General features: G+C 66.6%; 17 protein-coding genes. 14 read left to right on the forward strand and 3 right to left on the reverse strand.

Going from position 1 to position 17,061, the window contains the following annotated elements:
* Positions 1-25 precede the first annotated feature (25 nt).
* The gene (locus V3596_RS08845; RefSeq protein WP_334277312.1) at positions 26-457 is read left to right on the forward strand and encodes a DUF1841 family protein; all 432 of its coding nucleotides are present in this window, start codon (positions 26-28) and stop codon (positions 455-457) included.
* Between the two features lie 51 nt (positions 458-508).
* On the opposite strand, the gene V3596_RS08850 is transcribed toward V3596_RS08845, so the two are convergent.
* From V3596_RS08850 to flgA, 3 genes are all read right to left on the reverse strand, one after another.
* A complete protein-coding gene (locus tag V3596_RS08850; protein WP_334277313.1) occupies positions 509-919 on the reverse strand; it encodes a hypothetical protein in 411 nt (136 codons plus the stop codon).
* A gap of 52 nt (positions 920-971) precedes the next feature.
* A complete protein-coding gene (flgM, locus tag V3596_RS08855) occupies positions 972-1,283 on the reverse strand; it encodes a flagellar biosynthesis anti-sigma factor FlgM (protein WP_334277314.1) in 312 nt (103 codons plus the stop codon).
* 151 nt (positions 1,284-1,434) lie between these two features.
* A complete protein-coding gene (gene flgA / locus V3596_RS08860; RefSeq protein WP_334277315.1) occupies positions 1,435-2,142 on the reverse strand; it encodes a flagellar basal body P-ring formation chaperone FlgA in 708 nt (235 codons plus the stop codon).
* A 161-nt stretch (positions 2,143-2,303) separates the two neighbouring features.
* On the opposite strand from flgA, the gene flgB reads away from it, so the two are divergent.
* From flgB to V3596_RS08925, 13 genes are all read left to right on the forward strand, one after another.
* Complete coding sequence (gene flgB, locus V3596_RS08865; RefSeq protein ID WP_334277316.1) at positions 2,304-2,705, forward strand: flagellar basal body rod protein FlgB; 402 nt, start codon at positions 2,304-2,306, stop codon at positions 2,703-2,705.
* Between the two features lie 13 nt (positions 2,706-2,718).
* Positions 2,719-3,129 carry a flagellar basal body rod protein FlgC gene (flgC, locus tag V3596_RS08870; protein ID WP_334277317.1) on the forward strand — a complete coding sequence of 137 codons (411 nt, stop codon included), beginning with the start codon at positions 2,719-2,721 and terminating at the stop codon, positions 3,127-3,129.
* Between the two features lie 10 nt (positions 3,130-3,139).
* Positions 3,140-3,778: a flagellar hook assembly protein FlgD gene (locus tag V3596_RS08875; protein WP_334277318.1), complete on the forward strand. Its 639-nt coding sequence runs from the start codon at positions 3,140-3,142 to the stop codon at positions 3,776-3,778.
* A 48-nt stretch (positions 3,779-3,826) separates the two neighbouring features.
* The gene (flgE, locus tag V3596_RS08880) at positions 3,827-5,221 is read left to right on the forward strand and encodes a flagellar hook protein FlgE (protein ID WP_334277319.1); all 1,395 of its coding nucleotides are present in this window, start codon (positions 3,827-3,829) and stop codon (positions 5,219-5,221) included.
* Between the two features lie 22 nt (positions 5,222-5,243).
* Positions 5,244-5,969 (forward strand): flagellar basal-body rod protein FlgF, encoded by a 726-nt coding sequence (gene flgF, locus V3596_RS08885; protein ID WP_334277320.1) that lies wholly within the window; start codon positions 5,244-5,246, stop codon positions 5,967-5,969.
* Between the two features lie 11 nt (positions 5,970-5,980).
* Positions 5,981-6,763 carry a flagellar basal-body rod protein FlgG gene (gene flgG, locus V3596_RS08890; RefSeq protein ID WP_334277321.1) on the forward strand — a complete coding sequence of 261 codons (783 nt, stop codon included), beginning with the start codon at positions 5,981-5,983 and terminating at the stop codon, positions 6,761-6,763.
* Between the two features lie 12 nt (positions 6,764-6,775).
* Positions 6,776-7,450, forward strand: coding sequence for a flagellar basal body L-ring protein FlgH (locus V3596_RS08895; protein ID WP_334277322.1), 675 nt, complete (start codon positions 6,776-6,778; stop codon positions 7,448-7,450).
* A 43-nt stretch (positions 7,451-7,493) separates the two neighbouring features.
* Positions 7,494-8,630, forward strand: coding sequence for a flagellar basal body P-ring protein FlgI (locus V3596_RS08900; protein ID WP_334277323.1), 1,137 nt, complete (start codon positions 7,494-7,496; stop codon positions 8,628-8,630).
* A gap of 2 nt (positions 8,631-8,632) precedes the next feature.
* Entirely contained in the window at positions 8,633-9,523 is an 891-nt protein-coding gene (locus V3596_RS08905; RefSeq protein WP_334277324.1) for a glucosaminidase domain-containing protein, read from the forward strand.
* A gap of 17 nt (positions 9,524-9,540) precedes the next feature.
* The gene (flgK, locus tag V3596_RS08910) at positions 9,541-11,538 is read left to right on the forward strand and encodes a flagellar hook-associated protein FlgK (RefSeq protein WP_334277325.1); all 1,998 of its coding nucleotides are present in this window, start codon (positions 9,541-9,543) and stop codon (positions 11,536-11,538) included.
* Between the two features lie 14 nt (positions 11,539-11,552).
* A complete protein-coding gene (gene flgL / locus V3596_RS08915; protein ID WP_334277326.1) occupies positions 11,553-12,761 on the forward strand; it encodes a flagellar hook-associated protein FlgL in 1,209 nt (402 codons plus the stop codon).
* Between the two features lie 99 nt (positions 12,762-12,860).
* Entirely contained in the window at positions 12,861-14,060 is a 1,200-nt protein-coding gene (locus V3596_RS08920) for an EAL and HDOD domain-containing protein (RefSeq protein ID WP_334277327.1), read from the forward strand.
* Positions 14,061-14,073: 13 nt separating this feature from the next.
* The gene (locus tag V3596_RS08925; RefSeq protein ID WP_334277328.1) at positions 14,074-17,049 is read left to right on the forward strand and encodes a PAS domain-containing sensor histidine kinase; all 2,976 of its coding nucleotides are present in this window, start codon (positions 14,074-14,076) and stop codon (positions 17,047-17,049) included.
* Positions 17,050-17,061 lie beyond the last annotated feature (12 nt).

Genomic DNA, 17,061 nt, shown 5'->3' on the forward strand with positions numbered 1-17,061 from the left:
TGGCCTCCCTGCGACAATCCAGCCCATGTTTGCCCCCTCCCAAATCGAGGTGCGTCGCTTTTTCTGCGCCACCTACCGCAAGATCCGCGACAAGCAGCCCCTGATCCCGATGGAAGCGCTGGCCGCCAGCTGGATCGAGCAGCATCCCGAGTACTTCGACCTGCTGGCCGACGAGGAGCTGGCGGTCAACACCGTCTACACGGTCGAGGAAGGCAAGACCAACCCCTTCCTGCATCTGTCCATGCATCTGACCATCACCGAGCAGCTGTCCATCGACCAACCCACCGGCATCCGCCAGGCCGTCGAGCTGCTGGCCGCCAGGCGCAACTCCATGCACGAAGCCCAGCACGCAGCGATGGACTGCCTGGGCGAGATGATCTGGGCCTCGCAGCGCAGCGGCCTGCCGCCGGACGGGCATCAGTACCTGGATTGCGTGAGACGCAAGGCCACGAGCTAGAAAGCAAAAAGCCACCGCAAGGTGGCTTCTGTTGACTCCGGCCCGGAAATCTCAGGCCTGGAAGAACCCGCCGTAAGACTTGCGTTCGGCCTTGCCGCTGGCGCCATACAGGCCAGCCGGCTCAGCGGGCATCAGCACGTCCATCGCCCGGTCCAGCGCCGCGGTGGCGCGAGCCAGCGTTTCGCGCTGAGCGGCCACGCGGCCACCGGCGGCCACCAGGCGGTGACGCAGTTGAGGCGGCACGCCACCCGCGCGGGCGGCTTCACCGAAGCTGGCAATGGCTTGCTGCAGCACCTGCTGAAGGCGGCTGGCGTGCTGCTCGACCGCAGCGCTGTCGCGGCGAAGCAGAGCCTCGCCCAGCGCGCTCAGGCAGGCTTCCACCTCGACCAGCGGGCCTTCCAGCTCGATTTCCGGCATGACCGGCACCAAGCCAGCAGCCGCGATGGGCGTCGCCTGTTGCATTGCTGATCCGGCCTGTTCCATGTCTTTCGATTCCAGAGTCAGGGGCTGAACTTCAGTGCGAGGGCTGGCTGCGGCCCACCAGTTCCTGGGCGTTCGAGATCAGCTTGTCGGCAATTGCCTGGGCATTGATGGTGAACTTGCCTTCGGAAATCGCCTGCGAGATGCGTTGCACCTTGGCTGCGTCGAAGCTGCCATCGTCGATTTCCTGGGTGCCGAGCGCGGCTGCCGCATTGGACAGTTCCACCTTGGCACTGGCTTCGGGGGCCTTCTTGACCGTCTCGGACTTGGCCGGACGCGGGGCCTCGATGGCCTTCTCCGCGCCGGTCTGGGGCAGCTTGCTGTCAGGGCTGTTAGCGATTTTCATGATCATCTCCAGGAGCTCGGGCCGCGGCTCGAGCACGTCGGTTCACCGCTGTATCGACAGACTCTGACAGGACTTGAGGAATTTCGGTGCAGGGCAACTACGGCAAACGCGCAGGATTTCACCTGCCCGGCCTGCCCAGCATGCATTTGTGTCATAACAGCACCTCGACCCGACGCTCGCCGACCGGACGGCCCGTGATGATGCGACCGTTCTCAAAGCGAACGCGCACCTCCTGTCCTTCCAACCCGGCCTGCAGCGCCTGACCTTCGCCGCTGATGGCATAGCCACCGCCCATGGCCACGACCTTGACCGTCTCGCCAGCAGCGAACCACTGGCGCGACTTGAGATGGCTGCTGCGCGGCGCTTCGCCGGCCGCCAGGGGGCGGACCAGGGTGCGGCCAGCCAGCAGCGCGGCATCGGTGAACACCGAGCCGCCCTGAGTCGCGATATCAACTTCGGCCATTTGCAGCTGATCTTGAGCGATGACCGTGCCGCCCGGCAGAGGCGTGGCAGCCACCAGCACCTTGGCAAATACCTGCACCTGCATCGGCAGGCTGACGTTCCAGCGCGTCGCGCCCTTCAGGCAGCGCAAGCCGATGCGGCTGCTGCCCCAGGCCGAGTGGCCGGCGGGCATATAGGGTTCCACCTGCTCGCAGGGCGCCAGCTTCAGGCGCGGATTGAGCTGGCCCAGCAGCACCTCCACCCGGGCTTGCGGCGGCGCGGCAGCGCGCGCGGCCGTCTCGGCCAGCTCTTGCACGCGCTTGAGCACGGCGGCGTCCAGGCCCGGCTCGGCCAGGGCTGCCGCTGCTGGCAAAAGCAGCAGCGCGCAGGCAAGACGGAGCAAGGCGTTTTGAATCATGGCCGTGACTTTAGAGCGCGACGCAGGGCCGACAGGGCGGGAAATGCGCAGCAATCCAAGCTCTTTTCCGCCTCAAGTTTTCGGGGCCGGCCAACACAATCCTGTCCAAGCGCAGCTGTAAGACGCCCAAGAACCCGAACGGACTCCAGTGGAGGCCTGCCATGCTGAACCGACTGACCGACATGCTGAATTTCCAGACCGAGGCGCTGACCTTGCGGTCGGAGCGCCAGCGTCTGCTCGCCAGCAATATCGCCAACGCCGACACCCCGGGCTACCAGGCGAAGGACTTCGATTTCGCCCGCGCGCTGCGCGAAGCGACGGCCGCGCAGCAGACGACGGGAGGCACTGCGGCGCCGTTCAAGCCGCTGTTCAGCGCCCGTCACGAGCTGCAGCAGAAGTACTCACTGCCGGCCCAGACCAATCTGGACAGCAACACGGTGGACATGGACCGCGAGCGCGCCAATTTCGCCGACAACTCTGTGAAGTACGAAGCCACCCTGCGCTTCATCAACGGCAGCGTGCGTACCGCGCTGGACGCGATGAAGTCGCACAACGCTTCCTGATTAGGAGACGGCCATGTCGATGTTCCAGATCTTCAGCGTCTCCGGCAGCGCGGTCAGCGCGCAAAGCCAGCGGCTCAACACCGTGGCCAGCAACCTGGCCAATGCCGACACCGTGGCCGGCCCCGATGGCCAGGCCTACAAGGCGCGCCAGACGGTGTTCCAGACCATGCTCCTGAACAACGACCCGGGCGCCGCCGGCGTCAAGGTCGCCAACATCAGCGAGGACCAGACGCCCGGCCGCCGCGTGCACGATCCCAAGCATCCGCAGGCCGATGCCGAAGGCTATGTGACCTACAGCAATGTGAACACGGTGGAAGAGATGGTCAACATGATCTCGGCCTCGCGTTCCTACCAGAACAACATCGAAGTCATGAGCACGGCCAAGAACCTGCTGCTCAAGACCTTGCAGCTCGGCCAGAGCTGAGGAGTAGCGCATGGACGTCGGCTCAATCGTCAACACCACCGGCAACGGCACCGCCGCGGCCAGCAAGAACGCGCAGGACACGCAGGACCGCTTCCTGAAGCTGCTGGTTGCGCAGATGCAGAACCAGGATCCGATGAACCCGATGGACAACGCCCAGGTGACCAGCCAGATGGCGCAGATCCAGACCGTGTCGGGCATCAGCACGCTGGACACCAGCATCAAGAACCTGTCCAGCCAGTTCGCGCAGACGCAGGCGCTGCAAAGCGCCTCTCTGATCGGCCGCGACGTGACCATCGAAGGCAACCGTCTTCAGTTCGGCACCGAGAACGCCAGCGGTGCCTACGAGCTCGCCGGCCCGGCCGACCGCGTCAAGCTCGAAGTGCTGAGCCCTGCCGGCGCCGTCGTCGACACGGTGGAGCTCGGCGCACAGAGCAAGGGCCTGCAGAGCTTCGAATGGCCGATGTCCAAGGCCGGAGGCAACGCCAGCCTGAACTTCCGCATCACGGCCACCAGCGGCAGCGCCGTGGTCAGCACCACCACCTACTCGCGTGACAAGGTCGAGGCCATCAACATCAGCGGCTCCAAGGCGACGCTGGAACTGGCCACGCTTGGCAGCGTTGACTACAGCAAGGTCGTGACGATCGACTGATCGATCGGAACACGGCCACCCCCACTTCTCCAGCAAGGACGACACACCATGGGCTTCCAGCAAGGTCTCTCCGGATTGAACGCCTCGAGCAAGAACCTCGAGGTGATCGGCAACAACATTGCCAATGCCAACACCTATGGCTCCAAGTCCTCGCGCGTCGAATTTGCCGACCTGTACGCGGCCAGCCTGAGCGGTGGCGGCGCCAGCAACATCGGTATCGGTACGCAGCTGGCGGCCGTGGCCCAGCAGTTCACGCAGGGCAACATCACCATCACCGAAAGCTCGATGGACCTGGCCATCAACGGTGGCGGCTTCTTCCAGCTGAGCGACGGCAAGAGCCCGACCGTCTACAGCCGAAACGGCCAGTTCAAGGTCGACCGGGACGGCAATATCGTCAACAACGGCAGCCTGAAGCTGCTGGGCTATCCGGCGGACGGCAACGGCAAGATCCAGCCGGGCCTGGCCCAGCCGCTGTCGCTGCCGACCAAGGGCATCGAGCCCAAGCCGACAACCACCATCGGCATGGAGTTCAACCTGGATTCGCGCGCCAAGTCCACCGCGCCCTATGTGCTGTCCGACCCGGCCGACCCGACCTCCAAGGTCGACACGCTGGGCATCACCTTGAACGACCCGAGTAGCTACAACAACGCCACCTCGATGACGGCCTATGACGCCAAGGGTCAGCCGGTGGCGGTGACCATGTATTTCCAGAAGGCCAACAACCCCGAAGCGGGCACCGGCTACGACGTCTGGAACCTCTACGTCACGGCCAATGGCACGCCGGTGCAGCTCGACTCTGCGGGCGCCGCGATCACGCTGGACGCCAACAACAACCCGACCACGCCCTACACGCAGATCAAGTTCGCACCGACGGGCGGCGTGCCTGTCGTGCCAGGCCCGGGCATCAAGCTGGACCTGCGCATCCCGGCCGGCACCAATGCCGCTGGCGCGGCCACGCTGCCCATCCCTTACGACGACCCGCTGGCGCCGAGTCCGACCCTGGTTGGCATCGAGTTCGACATCACCGGCGCGACCGAGAACGGTGCCAGCTTCGGCGTGACCGACCTGACGCAGAACGGCTACGCACCGGGTCAATTGACCGGCATCGTGGTCGAGAAGAACGGCATCGTCACCGCCCGCTATTCCAACGGCGAGTCCAAGCCGGCCGGCCAGGTCGAGCTGGCCTCGTTCCGCAACAACCAGGGTCTGCAGCCCCAGGGCGGCAACGTCTGGGGCCGCACCAATACCTCGGGTGAACCTGTCGTCGGCGTGCCTGGCGATGGCAACCTGGGCGTCTTGCAGCCCGGCGCACTGGAAGAGTCCAACATCGACCTGACCGCCGAGCTGGTGAACATGGTCACCGCCCAGCGCGTCTACCAGGCCAATGCCCAGTCGATCAAGACGCTGGACTCGGTGCTGCAGACGCTGGTGAACCTGCGCTGATCCTGAGACCTAGGAGCACGTCATGGACCGCATGATCTATCTGTCGATGGCCGGGGCCAAGGCCTCGATGCAGCGCCAGGACGTGCTCGCCAACAACCTGGCCAATGTCTCGACCAACGGTTTCCGCGCCGAACTCGCCGCGTTTCGGGCGGTGCCGGTGCGCGGCGACGGCGCCAGCACCCGCGCCTATGCACTGGAAACCACCATCGGCTACAACGCCGACCCCGGCGCGATCACGCCCACCGGCCGCAACCTGGATGTGGCGATGAAGGACAAGGCCTGGCTGGCCGTGCAGGCAGCGGACGGCACCGAGGCCTACACCCGCGCTGGCGCGCTGGACGTGAACGCAGAAGGCCTGCTGGTGCAGCGCAACGGCCTGCAGGTGATGGGCGATGGCGGCCCGATCACCGTGCCACCCAACAGCGAGCTGATCATCGGCAGCGACGGCACCATCTCTGCCCAAGGCCCGACCGGCCGGCCCACGGCCATCGGGCGGCTGAAGCTGGTCACCTCGGAAGGCCCGCTGACGCGGGGTACCGACGGCCTGTTTCGCGCCGCCGACGGCGACCTGCCGGCCGACCCGAATGCACGGCTGCAGGACGGTGCGCTGGAAGGCTCCAATGTCAGCCCGGTTGAAACCATGGTCGCCATGATCGCGGCCTCGCGTCAGTTCGAACAGCAGATGAAGCTCTTGCAGATTGCCCAGACGCAAGGCCAGCAATCGGCCAAGCTGCTCGGAACCACTTAAGAAAGCCCGCCATGATTCGATCACTCTGGATTGCCAAGACCGGCATGGAGGCCCAGCAGACCCAGCTGGACACCATCTCGCACAACCTCGCCAACGTCGCGACGAACGGCTTCAAGCGTTCGCATGCCGTGTTCGAGGACCTGATCTATCAAAACCTGCGCCAGAGCGGTGCCAACAGCACCGAGCAGACGCAGTTGCCCACCGGCCTGCAGGTCGGCCTGGGCGTGCGCCCGGTCGCCACCTCGCGCAATTTCAGCCAGGGCAACCTGCAACAGACCGGCAACAACCTGGACCTGGCCGTGAAGGGCAACGGCTTCTTCCAGATCCAGATGCCCGACGGCACCACGGCCTACACCCGCGACGGCGCCTTCCAGCTCGACGCCAATGGCCAGATCGTCACCAGCAATGGCAACACGGTGCTGCCCGGCATCACCGTGCCGGCCAATGCCCTGAGCCTGTCCATCGGCCAGGACGGCACGGTCAGCGTGACAGTGCCCGGCCAGGCCACGCCGCAGACGGTGGGGCAGATCCAGCTGGCGACCTTCGTCAATCCGGCCGGCCTGGAGCCACGCGGCCAGAACCTGTTCTCGGAAACCGCCTCTTCCGGCACACCCAATGCCGGCGCACCAAACGCCAACGGCATCGGCGCGCTGCAGCAGGGATTCGTCGAGACATCGAACGTCAACGTGGTCGAAGAGCTGGTGCAGATGATCCAGACACAGCGCGCCTACGAGCTCAACTCCAAGGCCGTGCAGACCTCGGACCAGATGCTGCAGAAGCTCGCGCAGATCTGAAGGAGTGTTGCCATGAAAACCCGCCTGCTGCTGCTCGCTGCCACCGCACCCCTGCTGAGCGCCTGTGGCGCCCTCTACACTCAGCCGCATGTGGAGCTGCAGTCGACCCCGGTCGTGAACATGCCGGCCCTGCCGCCAGCCGGCCCGGCCAATGGCTCGATCTACCAGGCAAACAGCTACCGCCCGCTGTTCGAAGACCACCGGGCCCGCCTGGTCGGCGACACCCTGACGGTGCAGATCGTCGAGCGCGTCTCGGCCAGCCAGAGCTCGACCAGCGAGCTGAGCAAGGACGGCGCGCTGTCGGCCGGCATCACCGCCCTGCCCGGCATCGCACCCAACTCCTTCGGCCGCGCCACGGCCGGCGCCACGTCGGCGAACAAGTCCACCGGCAAGGGCGCCAACCAGAACAACAACGAGTTCTCGGGCACGATCACGGCCGTGGTCACGGCGGTGCTGCCCAATGGGCACCTGATGATCACCGGCGAGAAGCAGATCGGCGTGAATCACAACGTCGACGTCCTGCGCTTCTCCGGCCAGGTCGACCCGCGCGCCATCGCCCAGGGCAATACCGTGCCGTCCGCCTCGATCGCCAATGTGCGGATCGAGCAGCGCGGCCGCGGTGCCACCGCCGATGCTCACGGAATAGGCTGGCTATCCAGGTTCTTCTTGAATCTTTGGCCCACTTAAGTTTCTTCAGAATCGGCAGACAGGACCCCTCCCTGCTGCCGTCATGCAAGCCCCCGCCCAAGCCCTTCAAAATCTGCTGCACACCTGCCTCGGCCTGGGCTTGCTCGCTGGCCTGCTGAGTTTGCCGCTGCAAGCCGATGCCGCGCGCATCAAGGAAGTGGCCGCCGTGCAGGGCGTGCGCAGCAACCCGCTGGTCGGCTACGGCCTGATCGTGGGTCTGGACGGCACCGGCGACCAGACCACCCAGGCCCCCTTCACCGGACAGAGCCTCAGCGCCATGCTGCAGCAGTTCGGCGTCATCCTGCCGCAAGGCGTGCAGATGCAGCCGCGCAATATCGCCGCAGTGATGGTCACGGCCAACCTGCCGCCGTTCGCGCAGCCCGGCCAGCAGCTGGACATCAATGTCTCTTCCATCGGCAATGCCAAGAGCCTGCGCGGCGGCACGCTGGTGACCACGCCCCTGCGCGGTGCCGACGGCCAGGTCTATGCGATTGCCCAGGGCAACCTGATCGTCGCTGGCGCCGGTGCTTCGGCGGGCGGCTCCAAGGTGCAGATCAATCACTTGAGCGCTGGCCGCATCCCGAGCGGCGCGCTGGTTGAACGTGCGGTGCAGAGCGCGCTGCAAAGCGGCGAAACCATCCAGCTCGACCTGAATGCCTCCGACTACGCCACCGCGCGCGCCGTGGCTCGAGCGATCAACCGGGCCAAGGGCGACGGCGTCGCGCAAGCGCTCGACGGCCGCGTGGTGCGCGTCAAGGTACCCATGGGCGCCGATGACCGCGTCAACTTCCTGGCCGATGTGGAAAACCTGCCGCTGGAGCTGGCCGAACCGGCCGCCCGCGTGGTCATCAATGCCCGCACCGGCTCGGTCGTGATGAACCAGGCCGTACAGCTGTCCGCCTGCGCCGTCGCGCACGGCAGCTTGTCGGTGACCATCAGCTCCACGCCCATCATCAGCCAGCCGGGCCCGCTGTCCAGCGGCCAGACCACGGTGGCAGAGAAGACCGATATCGCGATCAAGCAGGAGCCCGGCGCGCTGGTGCGCCTGCCGGCCGGCACCAAGCTGAGCGACGTGGTCAATGCCTTGAACGCGCTTGGCGCAACCCCGCAGGACCTGCTGGCCATCCTGCAGGCGATCAAGAGTGCCGGCGCCTTGAACGCCGAACTTGAAGTGATCTGATCATGTCCAGCAGCCCCATCGCCAATACCGACAACCGCTCGATCGAGGCGCTGCGCGCTGCGGCCGCGCGCGACCCCAAGTCGTCGGTGCGCGAGGCTGCCAAGCAGTTCGAAGCGCTCTTCATGCAGGAAGTGATGAAGAGCATGCGCGCCGCCACGATGTCCTCGGGCCTCATGGAGAACTCGGCCACGCAGCTCGGTACCGAGATGCTGGACACCCAGTTCGCCAGCAAGATGACCGGCCTGCCCGGCGGCCTGTCCGATGCGATCACCAGGCAGCTGCAGCGCCAGATGGGAATCACGCCAGACAAGACCGACAAGGCCGACACAGCCAAGCCGGCCGCCTTGCCCACGCTGACCAGGAAGAACATCGCGCCCCATGTGCAGGAGTTCATCCAGAAGCACGACAGCGCCGCCAAGGCGGCCTCCGCGGCCACCGGCATTCCGGCCAGCTTCATGATCGCGCAGGCCGCGCATGAGTCGGGCTGGGGCAAGCGCGAGATCGTGGCCAAGGACGGCACGAATTCCTTCAACGTCTTCGGCATCAAGGCCGGCGCCAACTGGACCGGCAAGACGGTCGAGGTGAAGACCACAGAGTTCGTGGACGGACGGGCACAGAAAGTCGTGGCAAAGTTCCGCGCCTACGACAGCTACGAGGCCGCCTTCAAGGACTACGGCCAGCTGCTCGGCAGCAACCAGCGCTATGCTCAGGTCGTGGCCCAGGCCCAGCAGACTCAGCAGGCAAGCGCCAGCACCGGCATCAGCAGTCCTGGCGGTGCCGAGCGCTTTGCCCAGGGCCTGCAGAAGGCCGGCTACGCCACCGATCCCGAATACGCCAGCAAGCTGGCCCGGGTGATCAATACCACGGTGCGCGTGCAGCGCGCCCTGGCCTGAAGGAAAGGGGCTAGGCGATGGGAACCTCCGCGCTCTTGTCCCTGGGCATGCGGGCGATGTTCGCCAACCAGGCGGCGCTCACCACCATCGGCCAGAACATCGCCAATGCGAACACGCCCGGCTATTCGCGCCAGCAGGTCACGCTGACCACGCCGGAAGGCCAGTTCACCGGCTCGGGCTTCTTCGGCAAGGGCGTCAACGTCGAGACGGTCACGCGCTCGTACAACGCCTTCCTGACCAAGGACGCCGCCGCCGCCAAGTCGCAGGCCTTCATGGACTCGACCCGGCTGACCAATCTGCAGCAGCTGGAGAAGCTCTTTCCCCCGGGCGACCAGGGCCTGGGCGCCGCCGCCAACCAGTTCCTCAATGCCATGGTCGACGTGGCCAGCCGCCCGAGCGACCCCTCGGCCCGCCAGGTGGTGCTGGGCCGCGCCCAGGAACTGGCCTCGCGCTACAGCAGCACCGGCCAGCAACTGGCCGATCTGCAGTCGGGCATCGTCAGCGACCTGCGCGCCAATATCAATGTGGTCAACCAGCTGGCCAAGCAGATTGGTGCGGCCAACGACCAGATCGCCCGCACCACCGGCTCCGGCCACACCTCGAACGACCTGCTGGACCAACGCGATCAATTGATCTCGCGACTGAGCGAGTACGTCGCTGTCACCACCCTGCCCTCAGAAGACGGCACCATGGGCGTCTTCATCGGCGGTGGCCAGCGCCTGGTGCTCGGTTCGATTTCCCAGGAGCTGGGCCTGCAGCCCGACACCTATGACGGCACGCGAGTGCAATTGAGCATCACCGAGTCCAACGGCAGCCGCAAGCTCGACGAGAGCGTGCTGACCGGTGGTTCGATCACCTCGCTGCTGCGCTACCAGAACCAGGACTTGCAGGACGCCCGCAACCTCGTGGGCCAGCTGGCCGTGGGCTTTGCCAAGCGCGTCAACGATCAGCAGGCGCTGGGCCTGGACCAGTCGACGCCACCGGGCTCGGGCTCGCCGATCTTCAGCTATGCCGACCCGGTGACCTTGCCCGCATCGACCAATGCGCGCAACCCGGACGGCACCTACCAGTCGATGCTGACCGTCAGCGTTGTCGACGCCACTCGCCTGCGTCCCGAAAGCTATGTGTTCAAGGCCGACCCGAGCGGCGTGCCTGACCAGTATCTGATGACGACCCGCCCGGGCGGCGTCACCGTCGCGCTCAGTGCCACGCAGATCGAAGCTCAGTACGGTTTCAGGGTCACTGCCAGCGGCTTGCCGATGACGGCCGACGACAGCTTCCTGGTCGAACCGCTGGCCCAGGCTGCGGTGACGATGAAGCGGGCCCTCGACAGCACCAATGGCATCGCGGCTGCCGCGCCGATCACCGCGGTGACCAATGTCGACAACACCGGCACGGCCACGGTCGAGTCGCTCTATGTCGTCAACAGCAAGTACGACGCCACCAAGCAGCCGATGACGGTGCTGTTCGGCGCGGTCGATCCTGCGGACGCCAGCGTCAACTACACGATCACCATGGCCGATGGTTCGGTGCTGCCCGGCAAGTGGCGACCCGGCTCCAAGATCGGCAACGAGCCCGCATCGGGCATCGACCTCGGCTTCGAGCTGCGCCTGAACGGCGTGCCTCGCGAGAACGACGTGATCACCACGGGCATCACGCAGTTCCCGGGCAGCAACAACGCCAATGCCAAGGCCTTCCTGAACATCCAGACCGAGACCTTCATCGGACGCACGCCCCAGCCCGATGGCAGCGTGCGCGCCGGCAGCACACCCTCGGACGCCTACGCCACGGCGATGACCGACATCGCCTCCCGGGTGCAGGGTGCGCAATACCTCAGCAATGTCTCGACCAGCGTGGCCAGCAGCGCTGAAGCCACGCGCGCCGGCCAGGCCGGCGTCAATATCGACGAGGAAGCCGCGCGACTGATGCAGTACCAGCAGGGCTACCAGGCCGCGGCCAAGGTGCTGCAGACGGCCCAGACCATCTTTGACGAACTGCTCAAGCTCGGCGGCTGAGGAAGGAAGACATCATGAGAATCAGCACCGCCAACATGTTTGACGCGAGCATTGCCAACCTGCAGCAACGCCAGGAAAGCATGTCGATCGCGCAGCAGAGGCTGACCTCGGGCAAGCGCGTGCTGCTGGCCAGCGACGACCCAACCGGCGCCGCGCGTGCAGAGCGCGCCATGGCGGCGATCGGCCGTGTGGACGCCAACCAGCGCGCCCTGGAAGCCAGCCGCAACGGCATGACGCTCAGTGAAGCAGCCCTGGGGGACGCCACCGAGCTCTTGCAACAGGCCCGGGAGACCATGCTCGCCGCCGGCAACTTCAGCTACACCGATGCCGAGCGCCAAGGCCTCGCGAACAAGCTCAAGGGCCTGCGCTCGCAGCTCCTGGGCATTGCCAACCGGCCCGATGGCGCGGGCGGCTTTCTGTTTTCGGGCCAGGGCTCGGCCAGCCCGCCGTTTGTCGACCAGGCCGGTGGCGTGCGCTTCAACGGCACCCCCGGTTCGGTGCAGACCGGCAACTTCGACAACTTCCCGCTCACGGTGGACGGCCGCCGCACCTGGGAGCAGGCCCGCACCGGCAACGGCACCTTCGAGACCGAGCCGATGCCCAACCTGACGACCGGTGCCGCACCCAAGGGCTGGATCGATTCCGGCCGCGTGACCGACGCCACCCTGCTGACCGGCCACGGCTACCAGGTCCAGATCACCGGCGACCACCCGGCCGCCACCTACAACGTCGTGGACGTGACGCTGGGTGCCAGCGTCGCCAGCGGTCCCTATCTGCCTGGCCAGAGCCTCACCTTCGACGGCATCGCCGTGTCGCTCTCGGGCAGCGTGGTGGACGGCGACCAGTTCGAGATCCGGCCCTCGACCAGCGACCTGAAGCTCTTCGACGTGCTCGATCGGGCGATCAGCGAACTGTTCACCGGCTCGCGCAGCAATATCGAGATCACCCAGAGCAACTCGGGGCGGCTGCGCGACCTCGACTCGCTGATCAGCAACATGCAGAACGTGCGCAGCCAGGTCGGCGAACAGCTGAACAACCTGGACGGCACGGAAGGCCGCATGGCCGCGCTCAAGCAGTACAACCAGTCCGAACGCTCCTCGGCCGAGGACCTGGACATGATCCAGGGCATCTCGGATTTCCAGAACCAGCAAAGCGGCTACGACGCAGCGCTGAAGACCTATGCGACCGTACAGCGCATGACGCTGTTCGACTACATCCGCTGAAGTTCCACCCGGCGTTGCATTTGGCTGCCACTCTTGTGCTGCGCCCGCTGAGGCCTTAGGTAAACTCGGCTGCGGCCCAATGTTTACCTGAGAAATTCGATGAGCAGCAGCAGTTTCGCAATCTGGGGTTCGGTGGCCCTGGGCTATGCCCCGATGATTGATCGCCAGCATCAGGTTGTCGCAACCCGGCTGACGGTATTCCCCCTGCGTCCGGACTTGCGCCTGGACGCCGCCGAACTGATCACGGCCCTGGCCCAAGCCTGGCCCGAAGGCGGCAAGACCGTGGTGCTCAACGCGGTCAGCGAAAGCCTGCTGACCGAGCTCCTGCAGACACCGGCGCCCAAGAATCTCCTGATCGAGCTGCCCGCCTTCATGGCCAGCGACCCGGCCCATGCTGCGGCACTGGCCGGGGTGCGTGCCCGCGGTGGCAAGCTGGTCTTGAAGGGCCGGCCCCTGCAGCCCATCACCGCGGAGCTGCAGGCCTGCTTCAACCATTCGCTGCTCGATCTCGACGATGAACGCGGCGGCGATGGCACCCCGCCCTGGCCTGGCATTCCCAAGCTGGTGTCCGGCGTGCGCAGCGATGCCGACATCCTGGAGGTCTTCAAGCGCAATGCCGCCGCCGTGCTCGGCTGGCCGATGCAAGGCCCGTACGAGCCGCCGGCCGGCGCGCCGGCCAAGGTGGAGATGCACAGCGACCTGCAGATCATCGTGCAACTGATGGCCCAGCTCGACCAGGGCGAAGACAGCGACAAGCTCGAGCGCACGCTGCAGCGCGACCCGACGCTGGCCTTCAAGCTGCTGCGCTACATGAACTCCGCCGCCTTCGGCCTGCCGGTCGAGGTCAGCTCCTTCAAGCACGCGATCATGCTGCTCGGCTACGCACGCCTGAAGCGCTGGCTGGCCCTTCTGCTGGCGACAGCGAGCAAGGACCACAGCATGCGTCCCATCATGTTCGGCGCCTTGCGCCGAGGCCTGATCATGGAAGAGCTGGCCCGGGGCATGGACGAGTCCGACATGCGCGACGAGATGTTCATCTGCGGCCTGTTCTCCTTCCTCGACCACATGCTCAAGCAGCCCTTCGCCAAGCTGCTCGAAGCCATCCCCATGCCTGAACGCGTGCGCCAGGCGCTGGTCGATGAAAGCGGCCCGTACCAGCCCTATCTGGAGCTGGTGAAGGCCATTGAGCATGAGTCGGCCTTCGACTTTCGCAGTGCCGCCGACCAGCTGATGCTCGGTGCCCAGGAAATCAATGACGGCGTGATGCGCGCACTGGCCAAGGCCTCCCAACTCGAATGAGCACCGGGCGCCAATGCCCTCGCAACTGACCCTGCTGCCTCAAGATCCGACCGCCCTGCGCAGCCTCATGGCCGCGGCCGTCGAGCCCATGCTGCTGCTGGACGCCTCGCTGCAGGTGCTGGAGGCCAACGAGGCAGCGGTCCTGCAATTGGAGCTGCAGGTCGGCGACGAACTGCACGGCCTGCTCACCGCCACCGGAACCAAGCTGCTGGACTGGCTGCGACTGGCGGTCCAGGCCCATGCTGAAGGCCGGCGGATGCCGGCGGCACCCTCGGTACAGCTGCGCAACGGCAGCTGCGCCCATGTCAGCCTGGCGAGCCAGGAGCCGCAGCCCGGCGACCCGGCGAGATGGCTCTTGCAAGCCCAGCCGGAAGTGGCCCGGCCCCGCAAGGCGCGCAAGCCAGCAGTCAAGCCGATGGCGCCTCAGCATGCCGAACCTGCGCTGGAGTCCAGCCGCGAGCAGGCCGAGCGCGCCTACGACGAAATCGATCAATGGCTGGCGCTGAGCCCGCAGCCGATGGTGCTGTTCGAAGCCGGCGGCCTGCTCTTGCGCTGCAACGCCAGCTTCGCAGCGCTGATGCCGGGCTCGCCCAGCACCCTGCACGAAACACCCGCCGCCATCCAGAATCTCCTGGGCTGGCAACGCGGCCGCATGCTGCCGGCCCTGCAGGGAACGCAGGCCTTGCAGACGCAGGCCAGCCTGGTCGACACCAGCGGCCGCACGCGCTGGCTGCAGGCGCAGGTGCAGCGCCAGGCCGGCACCGCACAGCGCTACATGGCCGTGCTGCTGGACCGCACGGCCGAACAGGAGCGCGACCTGGCCCATCAGCAGCTCGATGCCCTGATGGACACCGCCGGCGTCGGCCTGGCTACCTTCCAGCAGGATGCCGGCTGGCTGCGGCCGCGCACGTCCGCCAAGGACAGCAGCGGCGGTAGCAGCCATCCGCTGGCCGGCCTGCAGGGCGTGGGCCGCGACATCGTCGAGCCCGAATCGCTGCCCGAATTCGAGAAGCTGCAACAGGCCTTGAAGAAGGGCGAGCGGCTGGAGGTCGAGTATGCCGTTCGCCACCCGGAGCTCGGGCAGCGCTGGCTGCTGACCCGCGTCGAGCCTGGCGCCCTGGCCTCGGGTCAGCAGACGCTGTCGGTGGTGACGCTGGACGTGACGGCGCGCCACCAGGCGCAGACACGCAACGAGCAACTGCTGCGCGAGCTGACCACCATCATGGACAGCTCGGGCCTGGGCATGGCCTATCTGCGCGGCGAGCGCCTGGTGCGCTGCAATCCCGGCTTTGCCCAGATGCTGGACCTGCAGCCGCGCGCTGCCAGCGCCGGCACGCCGGTGGCCGAGTTGTTCGCCGGCCTGCCGACGCTGGGCCGCGAGCTGACGGCCGCCCTGCCCTCGCTCGACCCGCAGGAGGCCTTCGAGGCCGAGTTCCAGCCCACGGGCGAATCGCAGCGCTGGCTGGCGCTGAGCCTGCGCCGCGTGCGGCCGGCCCTCGGCCATGAACCGAGCGAGCCCGAGACGATTGTGGTGATCAGCGACATCAGCCGCCTGAAAACCCAGCAGACGCAGCTGCAGGCGCTCCTGCAGGAGCGCGAACTGGCACTGGAGCGCGAGCGCGCGGTGCTCGATTCGGTGCAGGCCGGCATCGTCACCGTGGGCAGCACGGGCATCGAATGGATGAACCGCTCGGCCCGCCGCATGTTCGGTGGCGACCTGGTCAATTTCGCCGGCGCACCGATCAGCGTGGTGGCCACCAGCGACCCGATGCATCCCTTCCGCCGCAGCAGCTGGCTTGAGCAACTGGCGGAAGGCGAGGCCGAGAACTTCGAATGCCAATTGCAGGCGCGCGACGGCCGGGTGTTCTGGGTATTCGGCAATGTGGTGAGCACCGGCCAAGGCACGCAGGGTCGGCAGCTCACCTATGCGCTGCTGGATGTCGAGCGGCGCCGCCAGGCCGAGGCGCAAACGCTGCAGGCCCAGGCCTCGCTGCGCCGCATCATCGAGACGGCGCCGCTGGCGATCGGCCTCTTCGATGCCGGCACGCTGCGCATCGAACAGATCAACCAGGCCGCGGCCGCGCTGGCCGGCCGGCCCGAAGCCGAGCTGCTGGGCTGCTCGCCAGAGGAGCTGTTCGGGCCCGAGCGCGGCGGCCACATTCGCGCCGACATGCTGGCAGCGCGCAGCTCGGGCGAGGTGACCCAGCGCGACTACGAGCTCTCGCTGCACGGCGAGATGCGCATCTGGGACGCCCGCTACACGCATCTCGTGGATCTGAGCGACGGCAGCCCGGAGCAGTTGCTGCTGGTTGCCAGCGACGTGACCTCGCAGCGCGCCGCCGAGGCCGCGCGCCTGGAAGCAGCCATCGCGCAGCGCGAACTGCTGGTGCGCGAGGTACACCATCGCATCAAGAACAATCTGCAAGGCGTGGCCGGGCTCCTGCAACAGATCGCGGCGCGGCGCCCCGAGGTGGCGGGCGTCATCAACGAAGCGGTGGGCCAGGTCCAGGCCATCGCCCAGGTCTATGGGCTGCAGGTCGGCAGCACCGGGCCTTTGCGGCTGCGCCGCGTGGTGGAGTCGATCACCGGTTCGGTGCAACGAACGTTTGGCAGGGTCATCCACCTGGCCGTGACCGGCCCGCAGGCCGAGCAGGTGCATCAATGGTCGCTGCCCGAGGCCGAGTCGATTCCGATTGCTCTGTCGCTCAATGAACTGCTGACCAATGCGGTCAAGCATGGCCCGGCCGATGGCCTGCATTGCACGGTGGTTTGCGAGGCCGACCATGTGTTGATCGAGATTCGCAACCGGGGCTCGCTGCCGCCCGGATTCGATCTCGCACAGCTGCGCGGCGGCGTCTCGGGCCTGGGCCTGGTGCGCGCCTTGCTGCCGCGGCGCAGCGCCCGGCTGAGCCTGGAACAGCAGGGTGAGGAAGTGGTCTGCCAGGTCGAGCTGCGCCCGCCGGGCCTGAGCTTCCTGCTTCCCCTATGATTCCAGAGAGAA

This window comes from Roseateles microcysteis, from assembly GCF_036880965.1.
In the GTDB taxonomy this organism is placed as follows: Bacteria; Pseudomonadota; Gammaproteobacteria; order Burkholderiales; family Burkholderiaceae_C; genus JAUASW01.